22 protein-coding genes are annotated in these 23322 nt (G+C 59.4%); 10 read left to right on the top strand and 12 right to left on the bottom strand.

Annotated elements, in window-relative coordinates; all coding sequences use genetic code 11:
* Positions 1–6 precede the first annotated feature (6 nt).
* Positions 7–1539 carry an NADH-quinone oxidoreductase subunit M gene (gene nuoM / locus ACO6VD_RS20795; RefSeq protein ID WP_400169989.1) on the top strand — a complete coding sequence of 511 codons (1533 nt, stop codon included), beginning with the start codon at positions 7–9 and terminating at the stop codon, positions 1537–1539.
* 7 nt (positions 1540–1546) lie between these two features.
* Complete coding sequence (gene nuoN / locus ACO6VD_RS20790; RefSeq protein WP_400169990.1) at positions 1547–3016, top strand: NADH-quinone oxidoreductase subunit NuoN; 1470 nt, start codon at positions 1547–1549, stop codon at positions 3014–3016.
* A gap of 74 nt (positions 3017–3090) precedes the next feature.
* On the opposite strand, the gene ACO6VD_RS20785 is transcribed toward nuoN, so the two are convergent.
* Entirely contained in the window at positions 3091–3402 is a 312-nt protein-coding gene (locus ACO6VD_RS20785) for an ogr/Delta-like zinc finger family protein (protein ID WP_422421766.1), read from the bottom strand.
* A 267-nt stretch (positions 3403–3669) separates the two neighbouring features.
* Here ACO6VD_RS20785 and ACO6VD_RS20780 point away from each other — a divergent pair, with 267 nt between their 5' ends.
* Positions 3670–4080, top strand: coding sequence for a helix-turn-helix domain-containing protein (locus ACO6VD_RS20780; RefSeq protein WP_422421764.1), 411 nt, complete (start codon positions 3670–3672; stop codon positions 4078–4080).
* Between the two features lie 5 nt (positions 4081–4085).
* Here ACO6VD_RS20780 and ACO6VD_RS20775 read toward each other — a convergent pair whose 3' ends face one another.
* Genes ACO6VD_RS20775 through ACO6VD_RS20765 form a run of 3 tightly spaced genes read right to left on the bottom strand, consistent with a single transcriptional unit; the run spans position 4086 to position 5101 of the window.
* On the bottom strand, positions 4086–4439 hold the full coding sequence (locus tag ACO6VD_RS20775) for a putative holin (protein ID WP_422421763.1): 354 nt from the start codon (positions 4437–4439) through the stop codon (positions 4086–4088).
* Positions 4432–4800: a head completion/stabilization protein gene (locus ACO6VD_RS20770; protein ID WP_422421761.1), complete on the bottom strand. Its 369-nt coding sequence runs from the start codon at positions 4798–4800 to the stop codon at positions 4432–4434. Before ACO6VD_RS20770 ends, ACO6VD_RS20775 begins: the two co-directional genes overlap by 8 nt.
* A 37-nt stretch (positions 4801–4837) precedes the next feature.
* Positions 4838–5101, bottom strand: a complete 264-nt coding sequence (locus ACO6VD_RS20765) for a helix-turn-helix domain-containing protein (RefSeq protein WP_422421760.1) — start codon at positions 5099–5101, stop codon at positions 4838–4840.
* 227 nt (positions 5102–5328) lie between these two features.
* On the opposite strand from ACO6VD_RS20765, the gene ACO6VD_RS20760 reads away from it, so the two are divergent.
* Positions 5329–7392, top strand: a complete 2064-nt coding sequence (locus ACO6VD_RS20760; protein ID WP_422421757.1) for a TonB-dependent receptor family protein — start codon at positions 5329–5331, stop codon at positions 7390–7392.
* Here the strand turns inward: ACO6VD_RS20760 and ACO6VD_RS20755 are convergent.
* The 3 genes from ACO6VD_RS20755 to fnr are packed head-to-tail and all read right to left on the bottom strand — an operon-like array spanning position 7389 to position 9676.
* Positions 7389–8453: an AI-2E family transporter gene (locus tag ACO6VD_RS20755; RefSeq protein ID WP_422421755.1), complete on the bottom strand. Its 1065-nt coding sequence runs from the start codon at positions 8451–8453 to the stop codon at positions 7389–7391. The two genes, ACO6VD_RS20760 and ACO6VD_RS20755, sit on opposite strands and share 4 nt — an antisense overlap.
* Before the next feature lie 56 nt (positions 8454–8509).
* Positions 8510–8920: a hypothetical protein gene (locus ACO6VD_RS20750; RefSeq protein WP_422421753.1), complete on the bottom strand. Its 411-nt coding sequence runs from the start codon at positions 8918–8920 to the stop codon at positions 8510–8512.
* A 9-nt stretch (positions 8921–8929) separates the two neighbouring features.
* Complete coding sequence (gene fnr / locus ACO6VD_RS20745) at positions 8930–9676, bottom strand: fumarate/nitrate reduction transcriptional regulator Fnr (protein ID WP_422421751.1); 747 nt, start codon at positions 9674–9676, stop codon at positions 8930–8932.
* A gap of 273 nt (positions 9677–9949) precedes the next feature.
* On the opposite strand from fnr, the gene yegQ reads away from it, so the two are divergent.
* On the top strand, positions 9950–11269 hold the full coding sequence (gene yegQ, locus ACO6VD_RS20740) for a tRNA 5-hydroxyuridine modification protein YegQ (protein ID WP_422421781.1): 1320 nt from the start codon (positions 9950–9952) through the stop codon (positions 11267–11269).
* 60 nt (positions 11270–11329) lie between these two features.
* Here yegQ and ACO6VD_RS20735 read toward each other — a convergent pair whose 3' ends face one another.
* On the bottom strand, positions 11330–13645 hold the full coding sequence (locus ACO6VD_RS20735; RefSeq protein WP_422421750.1) for an acylase: 2316 nt from the start codon (positions 13643–13645) through the stop codon (positions 11330–11332).
* A gap of 212 nt (positions 13646–13857) precedes the next feature.
* Between ACO6VD_RS20735 and ACO6VD_RS20730 the strand changes: the two genes are divergently transcribed.
* A complete protein-coding gene (locus ACO6VD_RS20730; RefSeq protein ID WP_422421748.1) occupies positions 13858–14244 on the top strand; it encodes a fe2+ zn2+ uptake regulation protein in 387 nt (128 codons plus the stop codon).
* 36 nt (positions 14245–14280) lie between these two features.
* Here the strand turns inward: ACO6VD_RS20730 and ACO6VD_RS20725 are convergent, their stop codons facing one another.
* Entirely contained in the window at positions 14281–14469 is a 189-nt protein-coding gene (locus tag ACO6VD_RS20725; RefSeq protein ID WP_422421746.1) for a hypothetical protein, read from the bottom strand.
* A gap of 158 nt (positions 14470–14627) precedes the next feature.
* On the opposite strand from ACO6VD_RS20725, the gene ACO6VD_RS20720 reads away from it, so the two are divergent.
* From ACO6VD_RS20720 to ACO6VD_RS20705, 4 genes are all read left to right on the top strand, one after another.
* Positions 14628–15089 carry a hypothetical protein gene (locus ACO6VD_RS20720; protein WP_422421745.1) on the top strand — a complete coding sequence of 154 codons (462 nt, stop codon included), beginning with the start codon at positions 14628–14630 and terminating at the stop codon, positions 15087–15089.
* A gap of 217 nt (positions 15090–15306) precedes the next feature.
* Complete coding sequence (locus ACO6VD_RS20715) at positions 15307–15687, top strand: Mor transcription activator family protein (RefSeq protein WP_400170005.1); 381 nt, start codon at positions 15307–15309, stop codon at positions 15685–15687.
* Between the two features lie 82 nt (positions 15688–15769).
* Positions 15770–16423 (top strand): DUF2589 domain-containing protein, encoded by a 654-nt coding sequence (locus ACO6VD_RS20710; protein ID WP_422421743.1) that lies wholly within the window; start codon positions 15770–15772, stop codon positions 16421–16423.
* A 106-nt stretch (positions 16424–16529) separates the two neighbouring features.
* Complete coding sequence (locus ACO6VD_RS20705; RefSeq protein WP_422421779.1) at positions 16530–17060, top strand: DUF2589 domain-containing protein; 531 nt, start codon at positions 16530–16532, stop codon at positions 17058–17060.
* 9 nt (positions 17061–17069) lie between these two features.
* Here ACO6VD_RS20705 and ACO6VD_RS20700 read toward each other — a convergent pair whose 3' ends face one another.
* Genes ACO6VD_RS20700 through ACO6VD_RS20690 form a run of 3 tightly spaced genes read right to left on the bottom strand, consistent with a single transcriptional unit; the run spans position 17070 to position 23200 of the window.
* Positions 17070–20744, bottom strand: a complete 3675-nt coding sequence (locus ACO6VD_RS20700) for a translocation/assembly module TamB domain-containing protein (RefSeq protein ID WP_422421741.1) — start codon at positions 20742–20744, stop codon at positions 17070–17072.
* Complete coding sequence (locus ACO6VD_RS20695) at positions 20741–22483, bottom strand: autotransporter assembly complex protein TamA (protein ID WP_422421740.1); 1743 nt, start codon at positions 22481–22483, stop codon at positions 20741–20743. The genes ACO6VD_RS20700 and ACO6VD_RS20695 overlap by 4 nt, the downstream gene beginning before the upstream one ends.
* A gap of 57 nt (positions 22484–22540) precedes the next feature.
* Complete coding sequence (locus ACO6VD_RS20690) at positions 22541–23200, bottom strand: GNAT family N-acetyltransferase (protein ID WP_422421738.1); 660 nt, start codon at positions 23198–23200, stop codon at positions 22541–22543.
* Positions 23201–23322: the final 122 nt, after the last annotated feature.

The raw sequence follows: 23322 nt of genomic DNA, 5'->3' as shown, positions 1-23322 counted from the left end.
CCCGTCATGATTTTGCCTTGGCTGATCCTGATCCCCTTTATCGGCGGCCTGCTGTGCTGGCTGGGTGAGCGCTTCGGCGCCACCCTGCCACGCTGGATTGCGCTGCTGACCATGTCCCTGCTGCTTGGTATCGGCCTCTGGCTGTGGGCCAACGGGGACTACACCCTGGCCCCTGCACCAGGCGCTGCGCCTGAGTGGGCGGTCGAATTCAAAGTGCTGTGGATCGAGCGCTTCGGCATCAGCCTGCACCTGGCCCTCGATGGCCTGTCGCTGCTGATGATCCTGCTTACCGGCCTGCTCGGTGTGCTCTCGGTACTGTGTTCCTGGAAAGAGATCCAGCGCCACGTCGGCTTCTTCCACCTCAACCTGATGTGGATCCTGGGCGGCGTGGTCGGTGTGTTCCTGGCCCTGGACCTGTTCCTGTTCTTCTTCTTCTGGGAAATGATGCTGGTGCCGATGTATTTCCTCATCGCGCTCTGGGGTCACAGCTCCTCCGACGGCAAGAAGACCCGGATCTACGCCGCAACCAAGTTCTTCATCTTCACTCAGGCCAGCGGTCTGATCATGCTGGTGGCGATCCTTGGCCTGGTACTGGTCAACTACAGCAACACCGGTGTGATCACCTTCGATTACACCCAGTTACTCAAGGCTGAACTGCCACCTGCCACTGAATACGTGTTGATGCTCGGCTTCTTCATCGCCTTTGCGGTCAAGCTGCCGGTGGTACCGTTCCACTCCTGGCTGCCTGACGCGCACGCCCAGGCACCGACCGCAGGTTCGGTCGACCTTGCCGGTATCTTGCTGAAAACCGCTGCCTACGGCCTGCTGCGTTTCGCCCTGCCGCTGTTCCCGAACGCTTCGGCCGAGTTCGCGCCGATTGCCATGACCCTGGGTCTGATCGGGATTTTCTACGGTGCCTTCCTGGCGTTCGCACAGACCGACATCAAGCGCCTGGTTGCCTTCTCCAGCGTTTCGCACATGGGCTTCGTGCTGATCGGTATCTACTCCGGCAGCCAGCAAGCGCTGCAAGGCGCGGTGATCCAGATGCTGGCTCACGGTCTCTCGGCTGCTGCACTGTTTATCCTCGCCGGCCAGCTGTACGAGCGCCTGCATACCCGTGACATGCGTGAGATGGGCGGCCTGTGGCATCGCATTGCCTACCTGCCGGCGATCAGCCTGTTCTTCGCCGCCGCGTCGCTGGGCTTGCCGGGTACCGGTAACTTCGTGGGCGAGTTCCTGATCCTGATCGGCAGCTTCGTGGCTTCGCCATGGGTCACCGTCATCGCCACTTCCGGCCTGGTGTTCGGTTCGGTCTACTCGCTGATCATGATTCACCGTGCCTACTTCGGCCCGGCGAAATCGGACGAAGTCCTGGCTGGCATGGATACCCGCGAAATGATCATGGTACTGGGCCTGGCTGGCCTGCTGATCTTGCTGGGCGTCTACCCGCAGCCGTTCCTGGACACCTCCGCTGCCACCATGAGTGGTGTACAGCAGTGGCTCGGTTCCGCTTTCACTCAACTCGCTTCGGCCCGGTAAGAGCGCTATGGACCTGACGATTCAACACTTTATTGCGCTTGCGCCGCTGCTGATTACCACCATCACCGTTGTCGTGGTGATGCTGGCAATCGCCTGGCGCCGCAACCATTCGCAAACCTTCCTGCTGTCGACCGTGGGCCTGAACCTGGCCCTGCTGTCGATCCTGCCGGTACTCAAAGTCGTGCCACTGGCGGTTACACCGCTGCTGACCATCGACAAATTCGCCTGCCTGTACATGGCACTGATCCTGGTCGCCACCCTGGCTTGTGTAACCCTTGCTCACGCCTACCTGGGTGAAGGCGGAAAAGGCTATCCGGGCAACCGCGAAGAACTGTACCTGCTGATCCTGATGGCTGCCCTGGGTGGCCTGGTACTGGTCAGCGCGCAGCACCTGGCTGGCCTGTTCATTGGCCTGGAGCTGCTTTCGGTACCGGTCTACGGCCTGGTCGCTTATGCCTTCTTCAACAAGCGTTCGCTGGAAGCCGGCATCAAGTACATGGTGCTGTCGGCCGCCGGTTCCGCCTTCCTGCTGTTCGGTATGGCCCTGCTGTACGCCGACGCCGGCAGCCTGAGCTTCGACGGTATCGGCAAGGCGCTGGCCGCCACCAACATGCCAAGCCTGCTGGCTCAGCTGGGCCTGGGCATGATGCTGGTCGGTCTGGCGTTCAAACTGTCGCTGGTGCCGTTCCACCTGTGGACCCCGGACGTCTACGAAGGTGCTCCAGCACCAGTCGCCGCCTTCCTGGCCACCGCCAGCAAGGTTGCCGTGTTCGCCGTTGTCGTGCGTCTGTTCATGCTCTCCCCTGCGGCCAGCAGCGGTGTACTGACCACCGTGCTGTCGGTGATTGCAGTCGCTTCGATCCTGATCGGTAACCTGCTGGCGCTGACGCAAAGCAACCTCAAGCGTCTGCTCGGTTACTCGTCGATTGCCCACTTCGGTTACCTGCTGATCGCCCTGGTGGCGAGCAAGGGTCTGGCCGTCGAAGCCATCGGTGTCTACCTGGTCACCTACGTGATCACCAGCCTTGGCGCATTCGGCGTAATCACCCTGATGTCCTCGCCGTACAACGGTCGTGACGCTGACGCCCTGTACGAGTACCGCGGCCTGTTCTGGCGCCGTCCGTACCTGACCGCAGTACTGACCGTGATGATGCTGTCGCTGGCCGGTATTCCGCTGACCGCAGGCTTTATCGGCAAGTTCTACATCATCGCTACCGGCGTCGAGTCGCAGCTGTGGTGGCTGGTCGGTGCCCTGGTGATCGGTAGTGCCATCGGCGTGTTCTACTACCTGCGCGTGATGGTCACCCTGTACCTGATGGAACCCAACCTGCGTCGTCACGATGCCCCACTGAACTGGGAACAGCGTACCGGTGGCGTCATGCTGCTGGCGATCGCGATCCTGGCCTTCGTCCTGGGTGTCTACCCGCAGCCGTTGCTGGACATGGTCCAGCATGCAGGTCTGCAGTTGATCGGTTGATCAACTTCGCAATGACAAACACCCCGCCTCGGCGGGGTGTTTTGTTTTGCAATACTGTCAGCGTCCCGCTGCAGCTATTCCTGATTCGGAACCGAAGCATCCTTTCGACGGTCACGGCACGACTTGACCTGAATGTGTTCTGCAGCAACTGGCTGCAGTGCAGCCTTGCGCAACTCGCCGGCGGCTCGCGGCAAATACACATCAGGGTTGGGCATGCCACTGGGGGAAAGTTCATGGGTCATTTCGAACTCGGCGCGCACCGACCAACCGCATGCTTCGGCGGTGCACTGCAAATAAGCCACCCGCAAGAAGATATGCCGCCCCTCGCTGGTACGAATACGCATGCGGCTTTTGCAATGCGGGCACACCAACTTGTAAGTGCTCACGAGTGCCTCCCGTTGGATTCAGCCAACCACTGAAGTTTTCCTACACCTAAATTACAAAACGCCACGCCTTTTAGGTAAAAATTCATACACTCCGCAAACTGATGTAAGCTCGAGCAAAAATGAGAAGAGATTTTTTTCCTTTTTTTCCTTGGGTTTCTCATCGAGAGTTGGTTTCCTTGAAAATGGTTTTACGTTGCGAACCATAACTACTCAAATTGAGTATTTATTTGCAGGGGATTATACAAGCCCATCACAGGACTACGCACAATGAGTACAAAAGGATTTGATGCCGTCCTGCGCCGAATGAAGCACATCACTGCAACAACAACCGACTCAGAGCTATCTTATGCGCTGGGCGTAAGCCCGCAAACAGTCAGCAGCTGGAAAGGGCGGGACAGCGTGCCGTACTCATTATGCATAGACTTGGCTGAACGTCATGGCGTGGCATTGGATTGGTTAATACTCGGGAACGGCCCTCAACAACGAAGCTTGTCTTACGACTCGCCTCCTACAGCGCCAGCCCTGCAGGAGTGGGAGACGCAACTGCTCACCCGGCTGCGAACGCTTAGCCTGCAGGACCAGCAAGTGATCGCGCAGGCAGTAGAGGAAAAACTACGCATCAGTAACCTGGAGCGTCAGGTCGAGGAAATGACTCGCTTACTGCATCCCGGTCGCTGAGCGGCTCAACCACCATTGCGCAAGCGCTTGAGAATATCCCGCAGCTCGGCGGTATCGAGCCAGATCATGACCTTTATGCTGATCGGAATCACCACCACTGCGGCGATGAAGGCTGCAACTCCGCCCGATAGAAAAGGCGCTATCAGCAGTACCGGCGGCGTGAACAAATAACCCACGCCTGCCGACAGAAACAGCGACCCCAAGCGTTGCCAAGCCTTCAGGAACCCCCGTGTACTGGCGACCAACCAGGCACCCAGCACCGCCCCAAACACGACATCGCCTTCCACCGTCGGCATGGACGATGCTAACCCCAGGCCGACAAACAGACTGGAAAGGCTGGCACTGGTTGGCTCACTCATACCCAAGCTCCCCCTGCCCGCCCGGCAGACACTCGACAACCTGCAGGCATTGTTCCAACGTCCGTCGGGTATGCGCTTGCACCGAAAGCAGGTAACAACGGCTCAGGCGCTCATGGGAGGCCAGGTCAGCGAGCCGTTTATAACCCCTCGCGCGCAGAACCCTGCGCCATTGGGCGAACTCATCCGCAGCTTTGTGAGCAGCGGCCAGGGCGGCCACTTCCAGCCGCGCATCGCTGATTGGCACTGACAACTGCAAATGGTTGCGCAAACCCTCAAGTTCGATAGGTGGCCAGAATGGATCGTGGCAAGCCAACCTGTGGCAGCGAGCCAGGGGGACTGGTGTGTAATCTTCGCTCTGCATGAAGAGCTCCTTTCAGTTCATCGTTGCAAGCGCCGCATCACTGATGCTGCAGCATTCCGTAGCGCAGAGCCTTGATGACCGCAGCTATGCGAGTTTCCACGTCGAACTTGCGCAGAATGTTGCTGACATGAAAGTTCACGGTCGACTCCTTGCACTGAAGTATCTGGCCGATTTCCCAGGAGCTTTTGGCGTAAGCGCACCAGAGCAGTACCTCCTGCTCGCGGGGTGTCAGCTTGATCGGGTTATGGGTGGCGCAGACAGAGCTCTCGGTTGAGCAGTTTGTAACGATACAGGCGGGCATGATGGTTCTCCGCAAATTCATGGCCGAAACGTTTCCGGGTGAGGTTGTGCGGACCTATTTACGAACAGCGAAGGCGTCGTTGCCAGCCGCGCTACCTGTAAGGAACGAGGCTACAAAACCGCCTCGCGATCTCCTGCGCAAAATTGAACAAAATCGCGCGTGCTCTACGCTGCCTTTCCTGCGTCTGACCCAGAATGCCTGCCGCTTTCTATCGTTGGAGTAGTACGATGCGCCCCGCCTTGCCCTTCCCCTCACCCCTTGGCCTGCTGGGGCTTTTCGTAGCAGCGAGCCAGGCACAGGCAACTGAGCCGCTGGAGCTGGGGAAGATCCTCATCGAAGACCGCCAGCAGAGTGAAATGGAAGTCGCCGAAGAGCGTTTGCATCAGGTACCAGGGGCAAGCAACCTGATTGACATGCAGCGTGTGGAGCAAGGCCGGGTTGCCAGTAACCAGGACGTGCTCGCCTACCAACCGGGCGTGTTTGCCCAGTCTGCCGGCAACGATGGCATCAAGCTTTCGATTCGCGGCTCAGGCATCAACCGTGCCCCCGGCAGCCACGGCTCTGGCGTCTACACGATGTTTGACGGCCTGCCCCTGACCGGCCCGGGCGGCACGCCTTATGAGCTGTTCGAACCGTTATGGCTGAGCCGTGCCGAAGTCCTGCGTGGTGCCAACGGCTTCGACCGCGGCGCCCTGGCGCTGGGCGGCGCCATCGATTACATCACCCACACCGGCCATGATGCCGCCCCCTTGCAGGTACGCTATGAGCTGGGCAGCCGCGGCTATGCCAAGCGCCAGATCAGCTCCGGCCAGGTGTTGGCGGATCTGGACTACTATGTGGCTCTGACCGACTCTGAGTACGATGGCTACCAGGAGCACAGCAGCGGCAGCAGCAAGGGCATCGCCGCCAATGTCGGCTATCGCTTCAGCCCGAGCCTGGAAACCCGCTTCTACCTGCGCTACCGGGAAACCGAGAATGACCTGGCCGGGCGCCTGACCAAGGATCAGATCAAGCACCACCCACGTGAGGCCAACCCGGCGTATCTGGCCCGTGATGACAGCCGCCCGCAACCGGGCAGCACCTGGCTGGGCAACAAGACCACGTTCTATCTGGACGACGACTCCCGCCTGGAAACCGGGCTGGTCTACCACGACTACCCGATGGACCTGCGCGAAGGCCCGATGCGCCTCAAAGTCGCCTATACCGACGTCAGCGGGACGCTGAATTATTTCCGTCGAGATACCCTGTTCGGGCACGAAAGCAAGACGACCGTGGGCTGGCGCACCACTAAGCACCTGCCCAACAGCGGTGCTTCACAGTTTGCCCGCAAAGACGACATCACCGGCGCCCGGAGCCGAGACTTCAGCTATCAAGGCTCGGACACTGTGGTCCACCTCGGCAACGATCTCGAGCTGCTGCCAGACCTGTGGCTGACCAGCGGCCTGGCGATGATTTATACCCGCCGCGAAAGCGACGTGAGTTTTCCCGCCGATGGCGGCAAGGTCAGCCAGCACGACTGGGACTACGCTCCGCGCCTGGGTCTGCGCTACGACATCAACCCTCAGTTGCAGGTCTACGGCAACCTGAGCCGCTCGGTGGAGCCACCGCACCCGTGGTCGCTGATCTGGAGTTCGACCAGCGCCACCCAGCCTATCGAAATGCAGAACCAGACCGCCACCACCCTGGAGCTGGGTGCACGCGGCGATTCTTCCGTCGGTCGCTGGGACCTGGCCTGGTACTACTCGGACGTGCGCCATGAGCTGCTGGCCGTGGAAATCGTGCAAGGCCTGCCCGCCAAGGAGTTCAACGCCAGTCCAACCGTGCACCAGGGCATCGAAGCCGGGCTGGACAGCCTGCTCTGGGAGCGCGGCGACGTCGGCAAGCTGTCCCTGCGCCAGGCCTATACCTTCAGTGACTTCCACTACCGCGACGACGATGTCTTCGGTGACAACCGCCTGCCCGGAATCCCTATGCATTACTACCAGGCCGAGCTGCGCTTCGACCTGCCGAGCGGTTTGTATGCCGGGATCAATACGCAGATGGCCTCCAAGGTACAGGTCGATTACGCCAACAGTTACCCGGCAGATGCCTACGCCCTGCTCGGTGCCACCCTGGGCTACAACTCGCCGAAGCAGGACTGGCAGACCTGGATTGACCTGCGCAATCTGACCAACAAGCGTTATGCCGCCACGGTCACGCCGGGTTACAACGACAACGGCAAAGACATTGCCCGTTCGACCCCAGGTGAAGGATTCGGGGTGTACGCGGGCGTTTCCTATAGCTTCCGCTAACTGGGCAATTGCACCTGCGGCTTGGTCGCAACGAAGATCGCCCAGCTGGACATGAACAGTGCGGCGATCAAAGGACCGATGACAAAACCATTGAGGCCGAAAACCGCCAGACCACCCAGAGTGGATACCAGGATCAGGTAATCGGGCATTTTGGTGTCCTTGCCCACCAGGATCGGGCGCAGCACATTGTCCACCAGGCCGATCACGAACACCCCGAAAGCCGCCAGCACCGCACCTTGCCAGAACGCACCGGTGGCAATGAAGTAAATTGCCACCGGTGCCCAGACGATCCCTGCCCCCACGGCTGGCAGCAGCGAAAGAAAGGCCATCAGCACACCCCAGACCAACGCGCTGGGGATATCCAGAATCCAGAAGATGATGCCGCCGAGGGCTCCCTGAGTCACCGCCACCAGCAGGTTGCCCTTGACCGTGGCGCGCACCACCCGGTTGAACTTCAGTTGCAGCCGGCGTTTTTGCTGCTCGGCCAACGGTACTGCCGCGCGAACTTTACGTGCCAGCTCGGCACCATCACGCAAAAAGAAGAACAGCAGGTAAAGCATCACGGCAAAACTGACCAGAAAATCGAAGGTGCCCTGGCCAAAGCTGAACGCCTGAGTGGCGAAGAACTGGCTGCCTTGCAGGGCACCCTTGGTGATTTTGTCACGCAAGCCGGCCAGGTCGCCCATGCCCATTCGCTCCAGGCTGGTCTGCGCAAATGCCGGGAGAATGTCCTTGAAGCGTTCGATGTAACCGGCCAGATCCAGTTCGCCGCTCTCGATACTTTTGTACAGCGCAGCACCTTCCTGCACCAGCAAGGTGCTGATGATGATCACTGGCAGGATTGCAATTACCAGGCAAACCAGCAAGGTCAGACCAGCGGCCAGGTTGCGCCGCCAGTCCAGGCGCAGCAACAAGCGCCGCTGCAGCGGCGCGAAGAGGATGCCAAGGATTACGGCCCAGAACACCGCGCCGTAGAACGGTAGCAGGATCCAGATAAAGGCGATGGTGACCAGGGCCAAAAACAAATGCAGGGCTCTGTTCTGCAGGATTGTTTCGTTCATATGCGCTCCACTACCGCTCACAACGTTAGTGCGCGGCGCATAGGCAAAAGTGCCGTTCACACAGAACAATTACCTTCTGAAGCAGTATCGACAGCATCTACCTTGATCAGAGCATGCCAGTTTTCCATTGCTCGCCCGGCGATCAAGTCGCTTCCCCAGCAGTACCTGGCATTCAATTCGATGTGCATGTAGCCCGCATCGGCCGAGCTGCTTGCCTGTGCCGTGGTAGACCAGGCGTTGTGATCGCGTGAAGTGCTCCAGGCGATTGGCGGCTGTACGCCGACCTTGGCGAAGGAGAAGGTGCACTTGCTGACACCAGCCAGGCTTTGTCCTGCCCAGTCCCAGCGGTAGGTGGTGTCCACTTTCTTGTCCTCACTCAAGGTGTACTGGGTGTGAAAATCCGCACGTGGATCGACAGGTTTGGCGATAGCGATGGACCAGGGTCCATGCGACAAAATCAGAGTCATTGATGTTCCTTAACGCGGACTGAACACTGCCATCGATCCATCGGCCTGGAAAAAAAGCTGGTCGGGGTCGAGAATCCTAACGTCCTTGCCTTCGAGCTCAATCAGACCGTTCTGTTGCAGACGGGTGAACACCCGGGACACGGTTTCTCCGGCCAATCCCAGGTAGTTGCCGATTTCGTTGCGCGAGATGCTCAAGTGCAGCTGATTCGCCGTGTACCCCAGCGTGCGGAAGCGCGCCGCCAGGTTGACCAGAAAGGTAACCACCCGTGCATCAGCGGCCTTTTTCGAAAGTAGCCGCGTCATTTGCTGTGTATCGCGAATCTCGCGACTCATCGCCCGCATCAGGTGTCGGCGGATCTGCGGCAGGCCTATCAACAACTCGTCGAGGGGCCCGAACGGGAGCTCACAGACATGGGTGGTTTCCAGCGCTTGAACTGTAACCGGATAGGCGTCGGCGTCCATGCCAGACAGACCAATCAATTCACCCGGCAGATGAACACCGACGATTTTTTCTTCCCCGGTTTCGCTCAGGCTAATGGACTTCAAGGCGCCGGATCGAATCGAGTAAATAGAACTGAAACTGTCACCCTGGCGATACAGGAAGTCGTCCTTTTGCAGCGGACGACCGTGCCTGACCATGTCATCGAAGGTGTCGATCTCTTCTTCACTCACTGAACCAGGTAGGCACAGCGACGCTAAACTGCAGGTCTTGCAACTGGTCTGGCGGTAAGCGTGCAATCTGACGGGTTCAGACATTTATTAGACCCCAATGAAATAACACAATGTGTGCCCGCCCCCTTTCACTCAGGCGCACTTTACGGGCCAGACAAGTGTCCCGTGAGCCCGCTCGAAATCCTTCTCAATAATCGTTATTTGATATCAAGTTATTGTTTTTACTAGATTTTATTTAAAAGGAATCCCACGTCGCGCCTGACACAATCGCGAGCCTTGATAGATCGCCGTTGACCCAGATCAATGCCCCGAACAGGCATTGCCCGTAGCATCCGCGCCTTTTGCCGCGACCCGATCATGACCCCGCTTGCCAAACCCGAATTGCTCGCCCCTGCCGGCACCCTGAAGAACATGCGTTACGCCTTCGCCTATGGCGCCGACGCGGTGTATGCCGGGCAACCGCGCTACAGCCTGCGCGTACGCAACAACGAGTTCGACCACGCCAACCTGGCACTGGGTATCAAGGAAGCCCAGGCTCAGGGCAAACGCTTCTACGTCGTGGTCAACATTGCTCCGCACAATGCCAAGCTCAAGACCTTCCTCAAGGACCTGGCGCCAGTCATCGAAATGGCCCCGGATGCGCTGATCATGTCTGACCCCGGTCTGATCATGCTGGTCCGTCAGCACTTCCCGCAGATGCCCATTCACCTGTCGGTACAGGCCAACACGGTGAACTGGGCCAGCGTCGAATTCTGGCGTAGCCAAGGACTTACCCGGGTAATCCTGTCGCGCGAGCTGTCGCTGGAAGAAATCGAGGAAATTCGCCAGCAGGTGCCGGCGATGGAGCTGGAAGTTTTTGTCCATGGCGCGCTGTGCATGGCCTATTCCGGGCGCTGCCTGTTGTCCGGTTACCTCAATCGCCGCGATGCCAACCAGGGCAGTTGCACCAATGCATGCCGCTGGAAATACAGCGCCACGGCGGCGACTGAAGATGCCAGCGGCGATATCGTCCGTGAAGTACAACCGACCCTGGGCATCGGCGCGCCCACCGATCAGGTGTTCCTGCTGCAGGAAAGCAATCGCCCGGACGAAGACATGCCGGCCTTCGAGGACGAACACGGCACCTACATCATGAACGCCAAGGACCTGCGTGCCGTACAGCATGTTGAACGGTTGACCCGCATGGGTGTGCATTCGCTGAAGATCGAGGGCCGGACCAAATCGCATTTCTACTGCGCGCGCACCACCCAGGCCTATCGCCAGGCCATTGATGATGCCGTGGCAGGCCGCGAGTTTGATCGCAGCTTGATGCTCAACCTCGAATCTCTAGCCCAACGCGGCTACACCGAGGGCTTCCTGCGCCGTCATGTGCATGACGAGTATCAGAACTATCAGCGCGGCAATTCAGTGTCTGACCGTCAGCAGTTTGTCGGCGAACTGACTGGCAAACGCGTTGATGGCCTGGCTGAAGTGCGGGTCAAGAACCGCTTTGCCCTCAGCGATCATCTGGAGTTGATGACCCCGCGTGGCAACTATCACTTCGATCTGCACCAGTTGCGCGATCGTCACGGTGCAGCGATCGAGGTCGCGCCGGGAGACGGGCATACGGTCTACCTGCCGATTCCCGAGCAGGTCGAACTGGAGTTTGGCTTGTTGTTACGCGAACTGGTGCAATGATCGCGAGGCTAGCGCACCCCCACAGTGGGAGCGGGCTAGCCCCGCGATGAGGCCGACGGATCAAGGCGTGACCTTGGCCACCGCCGCCGAATCCGCCTCCCGAATCACCTGTACGCGATACTGAGGATCAGCCTTGATCTGCGCTTCGGTGAACGGCAGTACATGCCATTGCTTGGCCGAGAAGGCGCGGGTCTGGTCGCTGGCATGTTGCGAATCCGCTTCGCTGGACTCTGAAAAAGCCAGTACGCCCAAGGCCTGAGGCCCTTTGGCATCAAAGGTCACCAGCTGCAAATAGCTGGTACCACTGACCACCAGGCGCTTGCCCGACTCGGTCGGCACGCTCTGGATCGCGTTGTAGACGCCCAGATTGGCAGGCCCGCCATGAATGGGCGTGCCATCAGCGGCTTGTTGGATCTGCCCCCAGCGTACATCTGCCGCCAGACCGGCCTCTTTCACCTTGGCCAGCGATGCCAGAGCAGCTTCATTCAGCGCTTCGGCCACCTCCGCACGCTCCACGGCCAGCCCACGCGGGGTGTGCTGGGGATCGTCCGGATCGAACGCTACTCGCCAGATGTCCGAGCGTTCGAGCAAATGCTGCAGGATATTCTGGAAATGCACCAAGCCGATGCCACTGTCCAGGTCGGCGCGCAGATTCCAGGCTTTCAAGCTGCCGCAAACCACCGTCACGGGGGAGCCCGCCGGTAGCTTGCCACACCACTGCAACATATCCGGCATCAGCAATTCGGCCAGGTAGACCTGGTTGCCCATCACCATCTGCTGCAGATCAGACCCCGTAAGCTTGCCATCGCGACCAAGGCGTTGCAGGGCAAAACGGCTACGTGGCCCCAGCGGTTGGTCTTCGCGACTGATCAACGGCGAATATCCGCGCAATGGCTGCGCCGGGTTGACCATCCAGGCGGAGTCGTTGGAGTGCTGGATAAAATCACTACGGCTCAAGCTCGGCTGTAACTGAGTGGGGAAAATACCGGGTTGCGCGGCACGCGGATCGACCTTCCAATTACAGGTACTGCGCGAACCATCGAGGACGATCATCTCCTGTCCCGCTGCCGGATCGCTGCACTGGGCCAACAAGGCAGCGTCCACATAGGGCACTACCGATTGATTCAAGTACAAGGTTTGCCCTTTGGCGTCCACAGCCAGGGTGTTGACCCAGGGAATGCCCTGCAGGTGCTGCACCGAGTCCTGCAAGGACTTCAGGCTGTCAGCCTGGTTCATGCTGTACCACTGCTGTAGTACACGCGTGTTGTCCAGATTGGCATCGCGCAAGCTGAAGGCGTATTGCCTGTTCCAGTCCAACCGCCCGGGCCACTGGACTACCGGGCCAAACACCGAACTGTAGACATCGCGATTGACGGGCTTGAGCTTGCCGTCCTCGTCTTTGATTGTCACGGTAAGACGCTGTTGGCTCATAGGCACCGACTTGCCATCAAGCAAGTAGCGAGTCGGATCTTTGGGGTCCAGTTCAAGCCGGTACAGGGTGAAGTGCTTGGAGGTATCCACCGTATGGGTCCAGGCCAGGTGACGGTTGAAGCCGATATTGATCAGTGGCAGCCCCGGCAGTGCGGCGCCCATGACGTCCAGCTTGCCGGGCACGGTTAGCTGCATCTGGTAAAAACGCATGCCGCCGGCCCAGGGGAAATGCGGGTTAGCGAGCAACATGCCATGACCGCTGGCCGAGCGCTCGCTGCCCACAGCCACGGCATTACTGCCCCGTTCAAGGGCAAAATGCGCCTGCCGTGCCTGGGCGACACGCATGTCCATGTCCAGACGCGCCACTCCATTGGGCGGTGTAGCGCCGGCCAGGGCTTCGGCAAACTGCCCCACCCCGCCCTCGACCAGCAGGCGCCGGGTCAGTTTGACCAGATCAAGGGTGGTGATCGGCCTCAACCATTGCGCCTGCAGGCATTGCGCCCCCTGCCCCTGGGCTACCCGTTCGGTCAACGCGCGGTTGTAGCCCTTGGCATAGCCTTCGAGCAACGCGCGCACCTCAGCCGGCTGCGCTTGCCAGAAACCGAACACTGCAGCAGGCGTATTGAGCCAGCTGAAGAACAGGTCGCTCGCCAGGTTTTTGCGCTGTTCGAACGTCACCTGATCAGGCCCGAAGTAGCGAGAGCGCTCGGCGTTTACCGTCACCACTTCGTTGGCCAACAGGCACAGGTTGTCCTGGGCATAGGCATAACCGATGCCGTACCCCAGACCGTGTTCATTGTCGGCCAGGATGTGCGGCACACCAAAACTGGTGCGACGGATTTCGGCACTGGCATCACCCGGTGCAATGCGGGCGTGGGTCGTAAAGCTGAGGCCGACAAGCAGCCCGGCCAGACAGACGCTTGCCAAAGGACGGGGATTGATCACGGAGACTCCTGCGCAGATCACAGCACGAATGATCCTGATAGAACGAAGCGCAGCCAGAAAATTTACGGAAACCGCTGGTCCGATACGTCTTTACCTAGGTGGCTCGATAATTTTTTTCGTCAGGTACTGCAGTTTTTCCACGCTCATACGTCTTATAGGTATAGGCATCACAAAGACGGTATCTGGACTGGCCATGAAAAGGGAGCGTTCACATGTATAACCAGCAGCAGGCAGGGATTGCCCTCAGACCCGTGCGAAAGGCTCGGCAACCCTTGACAGGAAAAGTTGAAAGCAGCGACAACGAACGCCCTGGCAACGAGCATATTCGCGAACTGCTCAGGTCATTCGGGCTGCGTACCAGCCTGATCCGCCTCAAGGTCATCGACGCCTTGCATACGGCCGACAAGAACGGGCGCAGTATCGGTGTACGCGGCGTGCACAGCCAGCTGGAACAGCTGGATATTCCGCTGTCGTTCCTCAGCGTTCGTGAAGTGCTCAAGCGCTTGTGCGTAGAAGGCGTCATCAGCATGGGCAACGACAAGTGCTACAGCCTCAACCCCGAGGCCCGCAGCATTCTGGAACACGTCAGCCCACGCTAAGTGAAAGGCCGGCAAATGCCGGCCGCGCAGATCGTGTCAGGGCTTGACCTTGCGGCGCATGATGCCGTTGATCACTACCACCGCAACGGCGACGCCGATTGCGATGTACTGGAACACTTGCTCACTGATTGTCCCCTGTTTCTGCAGGTAGGACAGACCGAGCATGATCCCCAGCACCAGCAGGGAGATCAGAATGGAATATTTCAGGCGTTGACCTTGAGTCATTGATATTTCCTTGCAACATCGGAATAAGAGCCCGGAACGGCCCGTGTGCATCATACATCGCGCCTCTGCCGCGAGCGGATAATTTCCTTCTTCTGCAACCACCCTCTCCCCTGAAACCATGGCGTCCCGGACACTTCCCAGACGAAAGGAATATCGCCATGCACCTCGGTCGATTTCTAAGCGGCATCACGTTGCTGATTGGGTTTGAGGCCCAGGCACTGCCGACCGAAGCACTCTCTTCTGAACAACATCAGGCACTTGGCAAGCAGTTGGCTCAACATGCGGGCAGCAGCCAATGGCAACAGCTCTGGCAGCGCACGCGACAGGCCGGGCATCTGGCCAAGCACGCCAATACCCCCTATTTCAGCCTTGATTCCACCCAGCTCGTCGAGTCGGTCAAGCTGACACTGTCGCAACCCGAACAGACAACCGCGCTCAAACAGACCCAAGTACTTTATCGCCGGGATTTCTTGCCTCAAACCGTGGGCAAGCAGGCACACAGCAGCCTCAGTGCCGTCTGCATCTGGGTTGATTGGCGCACGCTGCCGGAGCATGCACTGAACCGGCCCGGCCCTTATCTCGGACAGATTAGTCTGCTGCTCACTCGCCCCTGCCAATGAACGTGGGTTGCCCGACCATGCCCCCTTTAACTTGGCCATGGAGCACAGAACCAAGGGGTTGCGCCCTATCCATCATGGCTTTCCTATTCATGCGACCCACGTTACCTACAACGCACATATCCGATGCCCACTAACCCTGCTGCGCTTGCGACCTGTTACGACTGGCCCGGATGTTCAAACATGAGTGCGTCAAGTCAACTCCTACAAGGAAGTCACTATGGAACTGCGCGACCTCGACCGTATCGACATTCATCAACTTCCCCATTCGCTGCAGATGCTAATCGAGTGCCTGGGCATCGAAAACGCCTACAACCTGACTTGCGCCTTCGGTGGCCGTCCCAAGTACATTCCCAAGCATCGCGAGCGCACCGCGTTGGCGCAGGTGCTCCCCGCACCCGCTCTGGATGCTTTGATCAAGCGCTTTGCCGGTATGGCCCTGGAGATCCCCAAGGTCGACCACTTCCTGCGCCAGCTACGCAATCAACAAATTCAGCAGGAAAGTGCTGAAGGGCTGTCACGCAGCATGCTGGCCAACAAGTACGGTTTGAGTCTGCGTCAGATTGGCAACATTCGCCGACAGGAGTCGTACCCGCACTAACGCTTCACAACTTGAACCATTCGCCTCGGCACCCAACGCCATACCCGCACAATGATGTGCATTCATCACAAGGAATTACCCCATGGCAACAATAGATAACAGCTTGATCGGCTCGGTAATGAACGCCCTGCCACTGGACCGAATGATCTCCGGCCCCTTGCAGGCGATGATTCAGGCTCAGGTTACGGCAAGTAAATCCTACGCCGACTTTCTTATGGGCGTCTGTATCCAGGACGGCAAGGCCGTCGCTATTCAATTTGACTACGATGAAACCATTACCGATGAACAAGGGGTATACAAGGGTACTGTCTCCAAGAAGATGCAGATCCCGCTGCTGGCAGCGGTTACCCATCCCAACATTGTCATTGAAGAAGGCAACATCGAGTTTGAACTGACCATCAGCCAGCAAGCCGAGAGCATGTCTGAAACCGGCGGCGAGGCAAGCTTCGGTGCCTCTCTGGGTTGGGGACCATTCAAACTCAACGTCAGGGGTCAGGTCAGTCACAAGTCCAGCCAGACCCGTAAAACCGACACCCGCGCACGCTATGCCTTCAACACCAAAATCCGCCGTCAGGATCCACCTGAGGCGTTGATGCGCGTGATCGACTTTCTCACTGACGCAGCGACCAAACCTGTGGTGATGGGCGATGCAACCGTTGAAAACGTTGATGCACTGCCGCCCTCAGCTCTGCAATTGCCCGACTCGCAAGTAGAAAACAAAAACAGTCCCGATTGATTTTGTCTGACGGCTAACGAACTTGGCCTCTTCTACTGGAGAGGCCTCTTGCTAGAGACACAAGGAGTGCGAACGTTTGGATGATCTCTCCTCGAAAAATGCCCCCATTACCGCCAGCGATCTTTGTGACATCACCCGTGGGTTACAAGAAGCTGCTGCCGCCACCAATAATCTGATTGCCCAACAATACATCAAGCTCTTCGATCAATTCTTTGACTATGACGCCGAGGCACTCGGCGCGCCGATGAGGGCCAAGATGGTTGAAGTGGCAATGGATGAACAGCACAAGATACAGGTCCCGCTGATTGCTCTGGTATCGCCCAGGGGGTTGGCGCTGGAGCGTATGCAGGTCGACCTGTCAGTGAGAATCCAGAACACTGAAACCGCTGAGGCCAGTGAGAACCTTAAACGTGAGCGCTTCTATGTGACAGTGGGGGGCCAGAACAAGCGTAACGGCGACGCTCGGGATCCCGATGAAGTACAGATCCGCATGCAGTTCCAGGCTTGCGATCCGCCCGAGGCCCTAAACCGCTTGATCGAGGAGTACACCAATCTGATCAGCCCCCAGCGTCTGCCTGATCCCCCCAAGCACACGGACGACAGCAACGAGTTCATCGAAGCTGCGACCGTACGCTGAGGGCAATCATCAGAAATCACGCTTGTAGAAAATATCCAGGGAGCTTGCCAGGCCACTGGCGGCCTCCAGGTACACCTTCTTGCTCAACTTGTAGCGCAAGGCAACCGTGTTGACCGGTTCGAACACTCCTACCCCGTAGCGCAGGCTCAAGCGCTCGGTGAGATTGCCGCTGGCCACCACACTGGTGGTGGTACCACTGCCTTGGGTGTCTAGCTGGAAGTCGTCGATGCCCAGGCTTGATGCCAAGCTGCCGGTAACCCCGGCACTGGTCGCCAGGCCCAGGCCCAATGCTGCTTGCGCCAGCATATTGTTGTCTTCACCCGTGGTACTCAAAGGCCGCCCCAACACCAGATACGACAGCGCCTGTTCCTGGCTCATCGCGGGTTCCGAAAACACCTGGGTGGTAGGTTGTTCGGCGCTGCCGCTCAAGCGGATGCCGGCGATCACATCATCCGTCTGGCGAATCGCTTCAATGTCCAGATAAGGCTGATCGATCGGCCCGGCGAACAGCAGGCGTGCACGGCGGATGGTCAGGCGCTGGCCGTAGGCGCGGTAGCGGCCATCTGCCAGGCTCAGCTCACCGCGGGTGTCGAGGTTGTCGCCGATGTGCACGTGCCCCAGCAGATTGGCCGTCAGGCCAAAGCCGCTGAACGAGAGCTTGTCACTGCCCACCTCGACATCAATGTCCATGGCCACTGCCATTGGCGCCTTGCCCTCTTCGGTCTGATGGCCGACGATCACCGTGTCATCAGACACCTTGACCGTCGAAGGCGGCAATTCACGTACGGTGATCTTGCCCTTGGGCACCAGCACCTTGCCCGACACTGCAAGCTTGTCTTCAACCACGCTGATCTTGAGGTCGGGTGCCACCTCCAGGTTTGCATAGGGCTCGACAGTGACCGGCAAACGCTGCCCCTGCAACTGCAGATCCACCGCCAGAGCCTGCCCCCAGCCGATCCGTCCACGCAAACTGCCCTGGCCGGCTTCACCACTTTTCCAGGCGCCATTGAGCTGCACCTGTTCGCCAGCGATCAGTGCCTGCAGGTTCAAGTCTTGCAGGCTGACAGGGAGCTCCGCACCGGCGACTTCACCACCGGTCAGGTTCAAACTGCCATTGACCTGAGGCGCCAGCAAGGTGCCAGACAACTGTCCGCTGCCGTTCAATTGCCCGGCCAGACGCTCGACCATCGGCGCAAATGGGCGTGCGATGGCAATATCCAGCCCGGTCAGGCGGAAATCGCCGCTCAGTGGCTTGTTGCGGGCTACCGGGTCGAGCCGGGTAACCAGGGACAATTCGCCCAGACGTTCGCCTTTGAAATCCAGACGGGTATCGATTCGGCGGGGTGCCAGGGTACTTTGCAGGCGAAGGGTCTGGTAAGGGAAATCCAGCCATTGATCCTTCTCGCGCAGGCGCAGGGTGCCTGCGCTGGCGTCAACGACAATGGTGCCTTTGGGACCGCTGGCCGGCACATCCAGATTGATGTCGGCATTGAGCAGGCCCTGCCAGGCGAAGTCTTTGGGCAGCCACTGTGCCAGGCTCTGCAACGGGAACTGTTTCAGGTGATAACGCAGACGCGGTTCCGGGGCCAGGCGCTGGTCGTCACCGCACAGGCTGGCTTGCCCGGAGCGCCAACAATGAGCGCCGAAATCCAGTTGTCCGCTGGCCAGGCGTTGAAGTTTGGCCGGTGCCTGCAGTTGCCAATCCTGGCCGCCGGCCTGGATCTGGCCACTGGCGAGTCGCCCGCGCCAGTTACCCTTGTCCAGTTGGCCATCCAGCGCCAGATCGAGTTTGAGCTGCGGCCCATTCAGTGCCAGTTCCAGCTGTTGCTGGCGAATGTCACCGCGACCCTTGGCGTTGAGCGTCCCCAGGTTGGTATCACCCAAACGAATGCCGCCCGCCTGGAGGTCGATCAGCGCACGCTGGGCCGAGTCCAGCCGTGCGTCCAGCGCCAGGCGTTGCAGGTGATTATCAGCCTGGGCCAGTTGCTGCCCCTGCAGCGTCAAAGTGCCTTGTGGGGCCTGCAAGGTTCCTGCAACTTCCAGCTTGCCCTTGAGCTGGCCCTGCAACTGCGGCCAGAGCTGACCAAGACGTGGCAGGTTGAGATCGAGCTGACCGGCCAGGCGTTGCTGCAGGCTGCCGCTGCCATTGATCCGGTTGTCGCCCAGGCGGATATCCAGCGTGCCGAGGGTCCAGTTTTGCCCTGCGCCCTGGGCGACAGCTTTAAGCACAGCGGTCTGTCCACGCAAGCGCCCGTTGAGGTCAAGCGCTGCATCCAGACTGAGCTCACCGTCTTTAATCTGGCCCTTGCTACGCAGCGGGCCGGCCAAGGTGCCGGGCAGCTCGGCGAGCCAGTAAGCCGGGTTCAGCGCCGAAAGCTCGAGGGCGGCATCCCAGGCCACTGCATCGGCAAACTGCACACTGACACTACCGGCAGCCTTGCCTTGTCCGGCATTGAGTGCCAACTGCGGCAGGGTGATCTGTTTCAAGTCGCCGTTGAACGGACTGCTCAGCTCGAATGCACCTGCCGGCCCGTCAAGGGCGCCCTTGAACTCGCCCTGATAGGTGCCATCACGGTACTGCACCTGGCCGTTGAAACGGCGCAAGGCCACCTGAGGCGCTTGCTCCAGCGGATATAGATGTAGCCAGGGGAAATCCAGCCAGTCGATGGTTGCTTCGGCGCTCAGGCCATGTTGCCAGTCGGCCTTGGCCGTGAGTTTGAGATGCTGGTCGGCGCCGGCAGTGAGATCCAGAGCGCTCAGTTGCGCGCCCTTGGCATCGACCTTGCCCTGCAAATTCAATGCAACAGGGTTCTGTTCGGCTGGCAGGCTGGCTGAACCGAGCAGTTGGTAGCCGCTTTGCAAGTTGCCTTTGGCGCTGAGTTCAAGATTGTTCAGTTGCAGGGTATCAGGCAGCTCGGCACCGGGTTTGAACGCCTGTGCACTGATCTTTAGCGTAGCCGGCAACTGCTCAGCCAGCGCCTGCAGCTCGCCCTTGAGCCGGGCGTTCAGGTAGCCGCTGCTATCGCCAGTGAGTTTCAGGGTTTTCTGCAGCTCACCGTCAATCTGCAAGGCTAGCTGCCAGTCCTGGCCATCAACTTTGGGTAGCTGTAGCTGCCCCTTGAGCTGCAACGGCCAGTCACCCTCTGGTTGAATCAAGCCTTGCAGGTTCAGGTGCAAATCGTCGCGCTGCAGTTGCAGCTTATCGACCTGTAAACCCGCGACAGTCCAGTGCGCCGTCAGTTGCAACTGGCTCAGTTGCTCATTGCCATCCAGACGCAGGTGACCAATGCGCACCTCACCCAGCTCGATCACCAATGGTAGTTTCAGCGCGGGCAACTGTAGCGGCCCGCTCTCTGGCGAAGGCTCGCTCGGGGCGAACGCCAAGTTGACCTGCTCGGCTTGCAACCGCTCGATGCACAGGGTCATGCGCAACAGACAATGAGGTGACCAGGCGAACACCGGGGCGACCAGCTCGACCCGATCTGCGCCCTGCTCCCACAGCACGCGGTCGGCCTGCCACTGACCTGCCAGGCGTCCCTGAAAATTTTCCAGCTGCAAGCCCGGCACCACCCCCAGTGCCCAGCGACTGCCCGCTTGAGTCCCCAGCAACAGGCCCACGGCAAGCAGCACCAACAGCAGCAGTGCAAGCACACCGAGCAGGATATTTCTGAAAACGCGACTCACAGTTCCGGCCCCATGGAGAAGTGCAGACGGAAACCGCCATCGTCATCCAGCGCATGGGCCAGATCCAGACGCAGCGGCCCGACCGGAGAAACCCAGCGCACGCCGATACCGACACCGGTCTTGAGGCTGGGGAACTCCAGATTGTTGAACGAATTACCCTGATCGACAAAGGTCGCCACGCGCCACTTTTCCATCACTTCGTACTGGTATTCGGCGCTGCCGGCCACCAGGTAGCGACCACCGATTCGATCGCCATCGGAGTTTTCCGGCGACAGGCTCTGATAGTCGTAGCCCCGTACGCTCTGGTCGCCACCGGCAAAGAAACGCAGCGATGGCGGTATCGTGCTCTGGTAGTTGTTGGTAGCGCTGCCACCGAACTGCACGCGGCCGAGAAAGCGGTGCTTCTGGCCCAGCGTAGTCAAGCCTTTGAGTACCACGTTGGCATGCAGCAGGTTGGTGTCGGACACCAGCCCTTCCTTGGCCGCCTGTACATCGAACTGCAGGCGATAGCCGTTGTGCGGGTCGATACGGTTGTCACTGCGCAGATAGGAGTAGCTGATGCCCGGCATCAACAGGTTACTCAGGCCTGAGTCATCACCCAGGCGATACTCTTCGCGCTGATACTTGAGCGACAGCACCCGCTGCCAGCCGCTGGGCAGCTTGCTATGCCATTCCGGGCCGACGGTGAGCAGTTTGCTCAAGGTGTCAGTGCCGGCAATTTCTTCATTCTGGTAGCCGCCGGCAAAGCGAAATTTGTCGGTCAACGGCGGATCGAGGGGAATGTCGTACCACAAGCCGACGTTCTGGCGTGGCGCTGACAACTCGGTTTCCCAACCGTAGCTATGACCTTGCGGGTTGACCCAGTGACGGGTCCAGTTGGCCTTGCCACGCGGTCCGACGTCCGTCGAAAAACCCAGGCCCAGGCCCATGGTCCGAGGTTTGCGGGTGCTCAGTTGCACCGCGACGGGAATGCTTTGCGCTACCGCAGCAGTCGGCGCGGCATCGACTCGTACGCCTTCGAAGTAGCCACTCGATTGCAGGGCGTTGTTCAGCTCGGCAATCAACTCGGAATCGTAGGGGGTATCGGCCTTGAACGGCACCATACGCTGCAGCAGGGTCTCGTCGAACGGCGTGTCGCCAGCAAAGCTGACTTTGCCCAGGCGATAGCGCGGGCCACTGTCATAGATCAGCTCGATATCGGCAACGCCCGCCTGGGGATCGACCGCCAGGCGCTGGCGGACGAAACGCCCGCTGAAGAAACCGTAGCGCGCAGCCTGGTTCTGAATCAGCCGCTTGGCGTCGTCATAATGGCCATGGTTGAGCACTTCGCCAGAACGCAGGGCTTTGCTGCTGGGCAGGCGAAACGCCTTGAGCTCGCTCGCCGGACCTTCGATACGGATATTCACGTCTCGCAGGTGCACCGGCTCGCCGGGGTCGATGGTGAGGATCAGTTGCGGGGCTTTGTCGGCATTGGCCGGAGGTTTGACCTCACTGTCGATCTGCGCCTGGTAATAACCCAGAGCCTGTGAGGCTTTGCGCGCCTGCTCGACAGCACCACGGCTGAAGCGCAGCAGCGCCTCTTCATCGCGTTTACCAAGGCTGCCGATATAGCCCTCGACATTGGCCTTGAGTTCGTTATTGGCGGGTTTGATCCGTACAACCAGCTCGCTCTGCGCATACGCGGCAACGCTGGCAATCCATAGAATCAAACCGCAGGTGAATCGTCCTGAATACGTCATAGGCGCGGATGCTACCAGAGCTTGGCGCCAGCATGGAGTCCGAGGCTCTCGCGCCTGTTATGCAGGCACGGCCGATGCACGTTCAGATGACTGGGGATTGGGATGAAAGAACACGTGTTCGCGGACAGGTCCTACAGCAATTTCGCCAATTTCCTGATAACCCTGACGTTGATAAAAAGCCAGGTAGTGTTCATTTCCGGTATCCAGCACCACCCCTTGAGAGTGCTCGTCTTCGGCACACCAGTCATGCACAGCTTGCAACAATTGCTCACCATAATGTTTACCCTGGAACTGCGGATGAATCCCCAGTAACGGCAACACATGCACGGCATCCCCAGGCAGACAGGCCATCAACGCCGCCTGATAGTCCAGGTAGCGCCGGGTGCAGCGGAAACCGGTACTCAGGACCATACGCATGCGCCAGGCCCAGCTTTCAGTGATGCCCAGGCGACGTTGTGGCGGTGCGATCAGGGCGATACCGATCAGACGATCGTCGACCAGCAGCCCCAACGCAGGCAACTCCTGGAGAAAATGCTGCTTGACCAACTCGCGTACCGTGGCACGAATGCGCTGGTCATAACCGGGCCGCTGGGCCTCGAACAGGAAGGCAAAGGTCGGTTCATGACGATAGGCGTGATACAACAGTGAGCGCGCCTCGCGGCTGTACCCCCCGTCCAGCAGGCTGACCTGAGCCGGGACAGCAGTTGATTCGGTCATGCGGACAAACCTCCACAAATGGGCATTCATTGCCTTCGAGGTGTACGTTGCGCCGACGTTCACCCCGAGCACCACGTTAGCAGCCTATGCAGTAGCGCGCCACGCTGGCCGCAGCCGTCGAT

It is taken from the genome of Pseudomonas sp. GZD-222, from assembly GCF_049310525.1.
Classification (GTDB): Bacteria; Pseudomonadota; Gammaproteobacteria; order Pseudomonadales; family Pseudomonadaceae; genus Aquipseudomonas.
The sequence above is the reverse complement of the archived record's forward strand: the minus strand, read 5'-3'. Positions and strand labels throughout refer to the sequence as shown.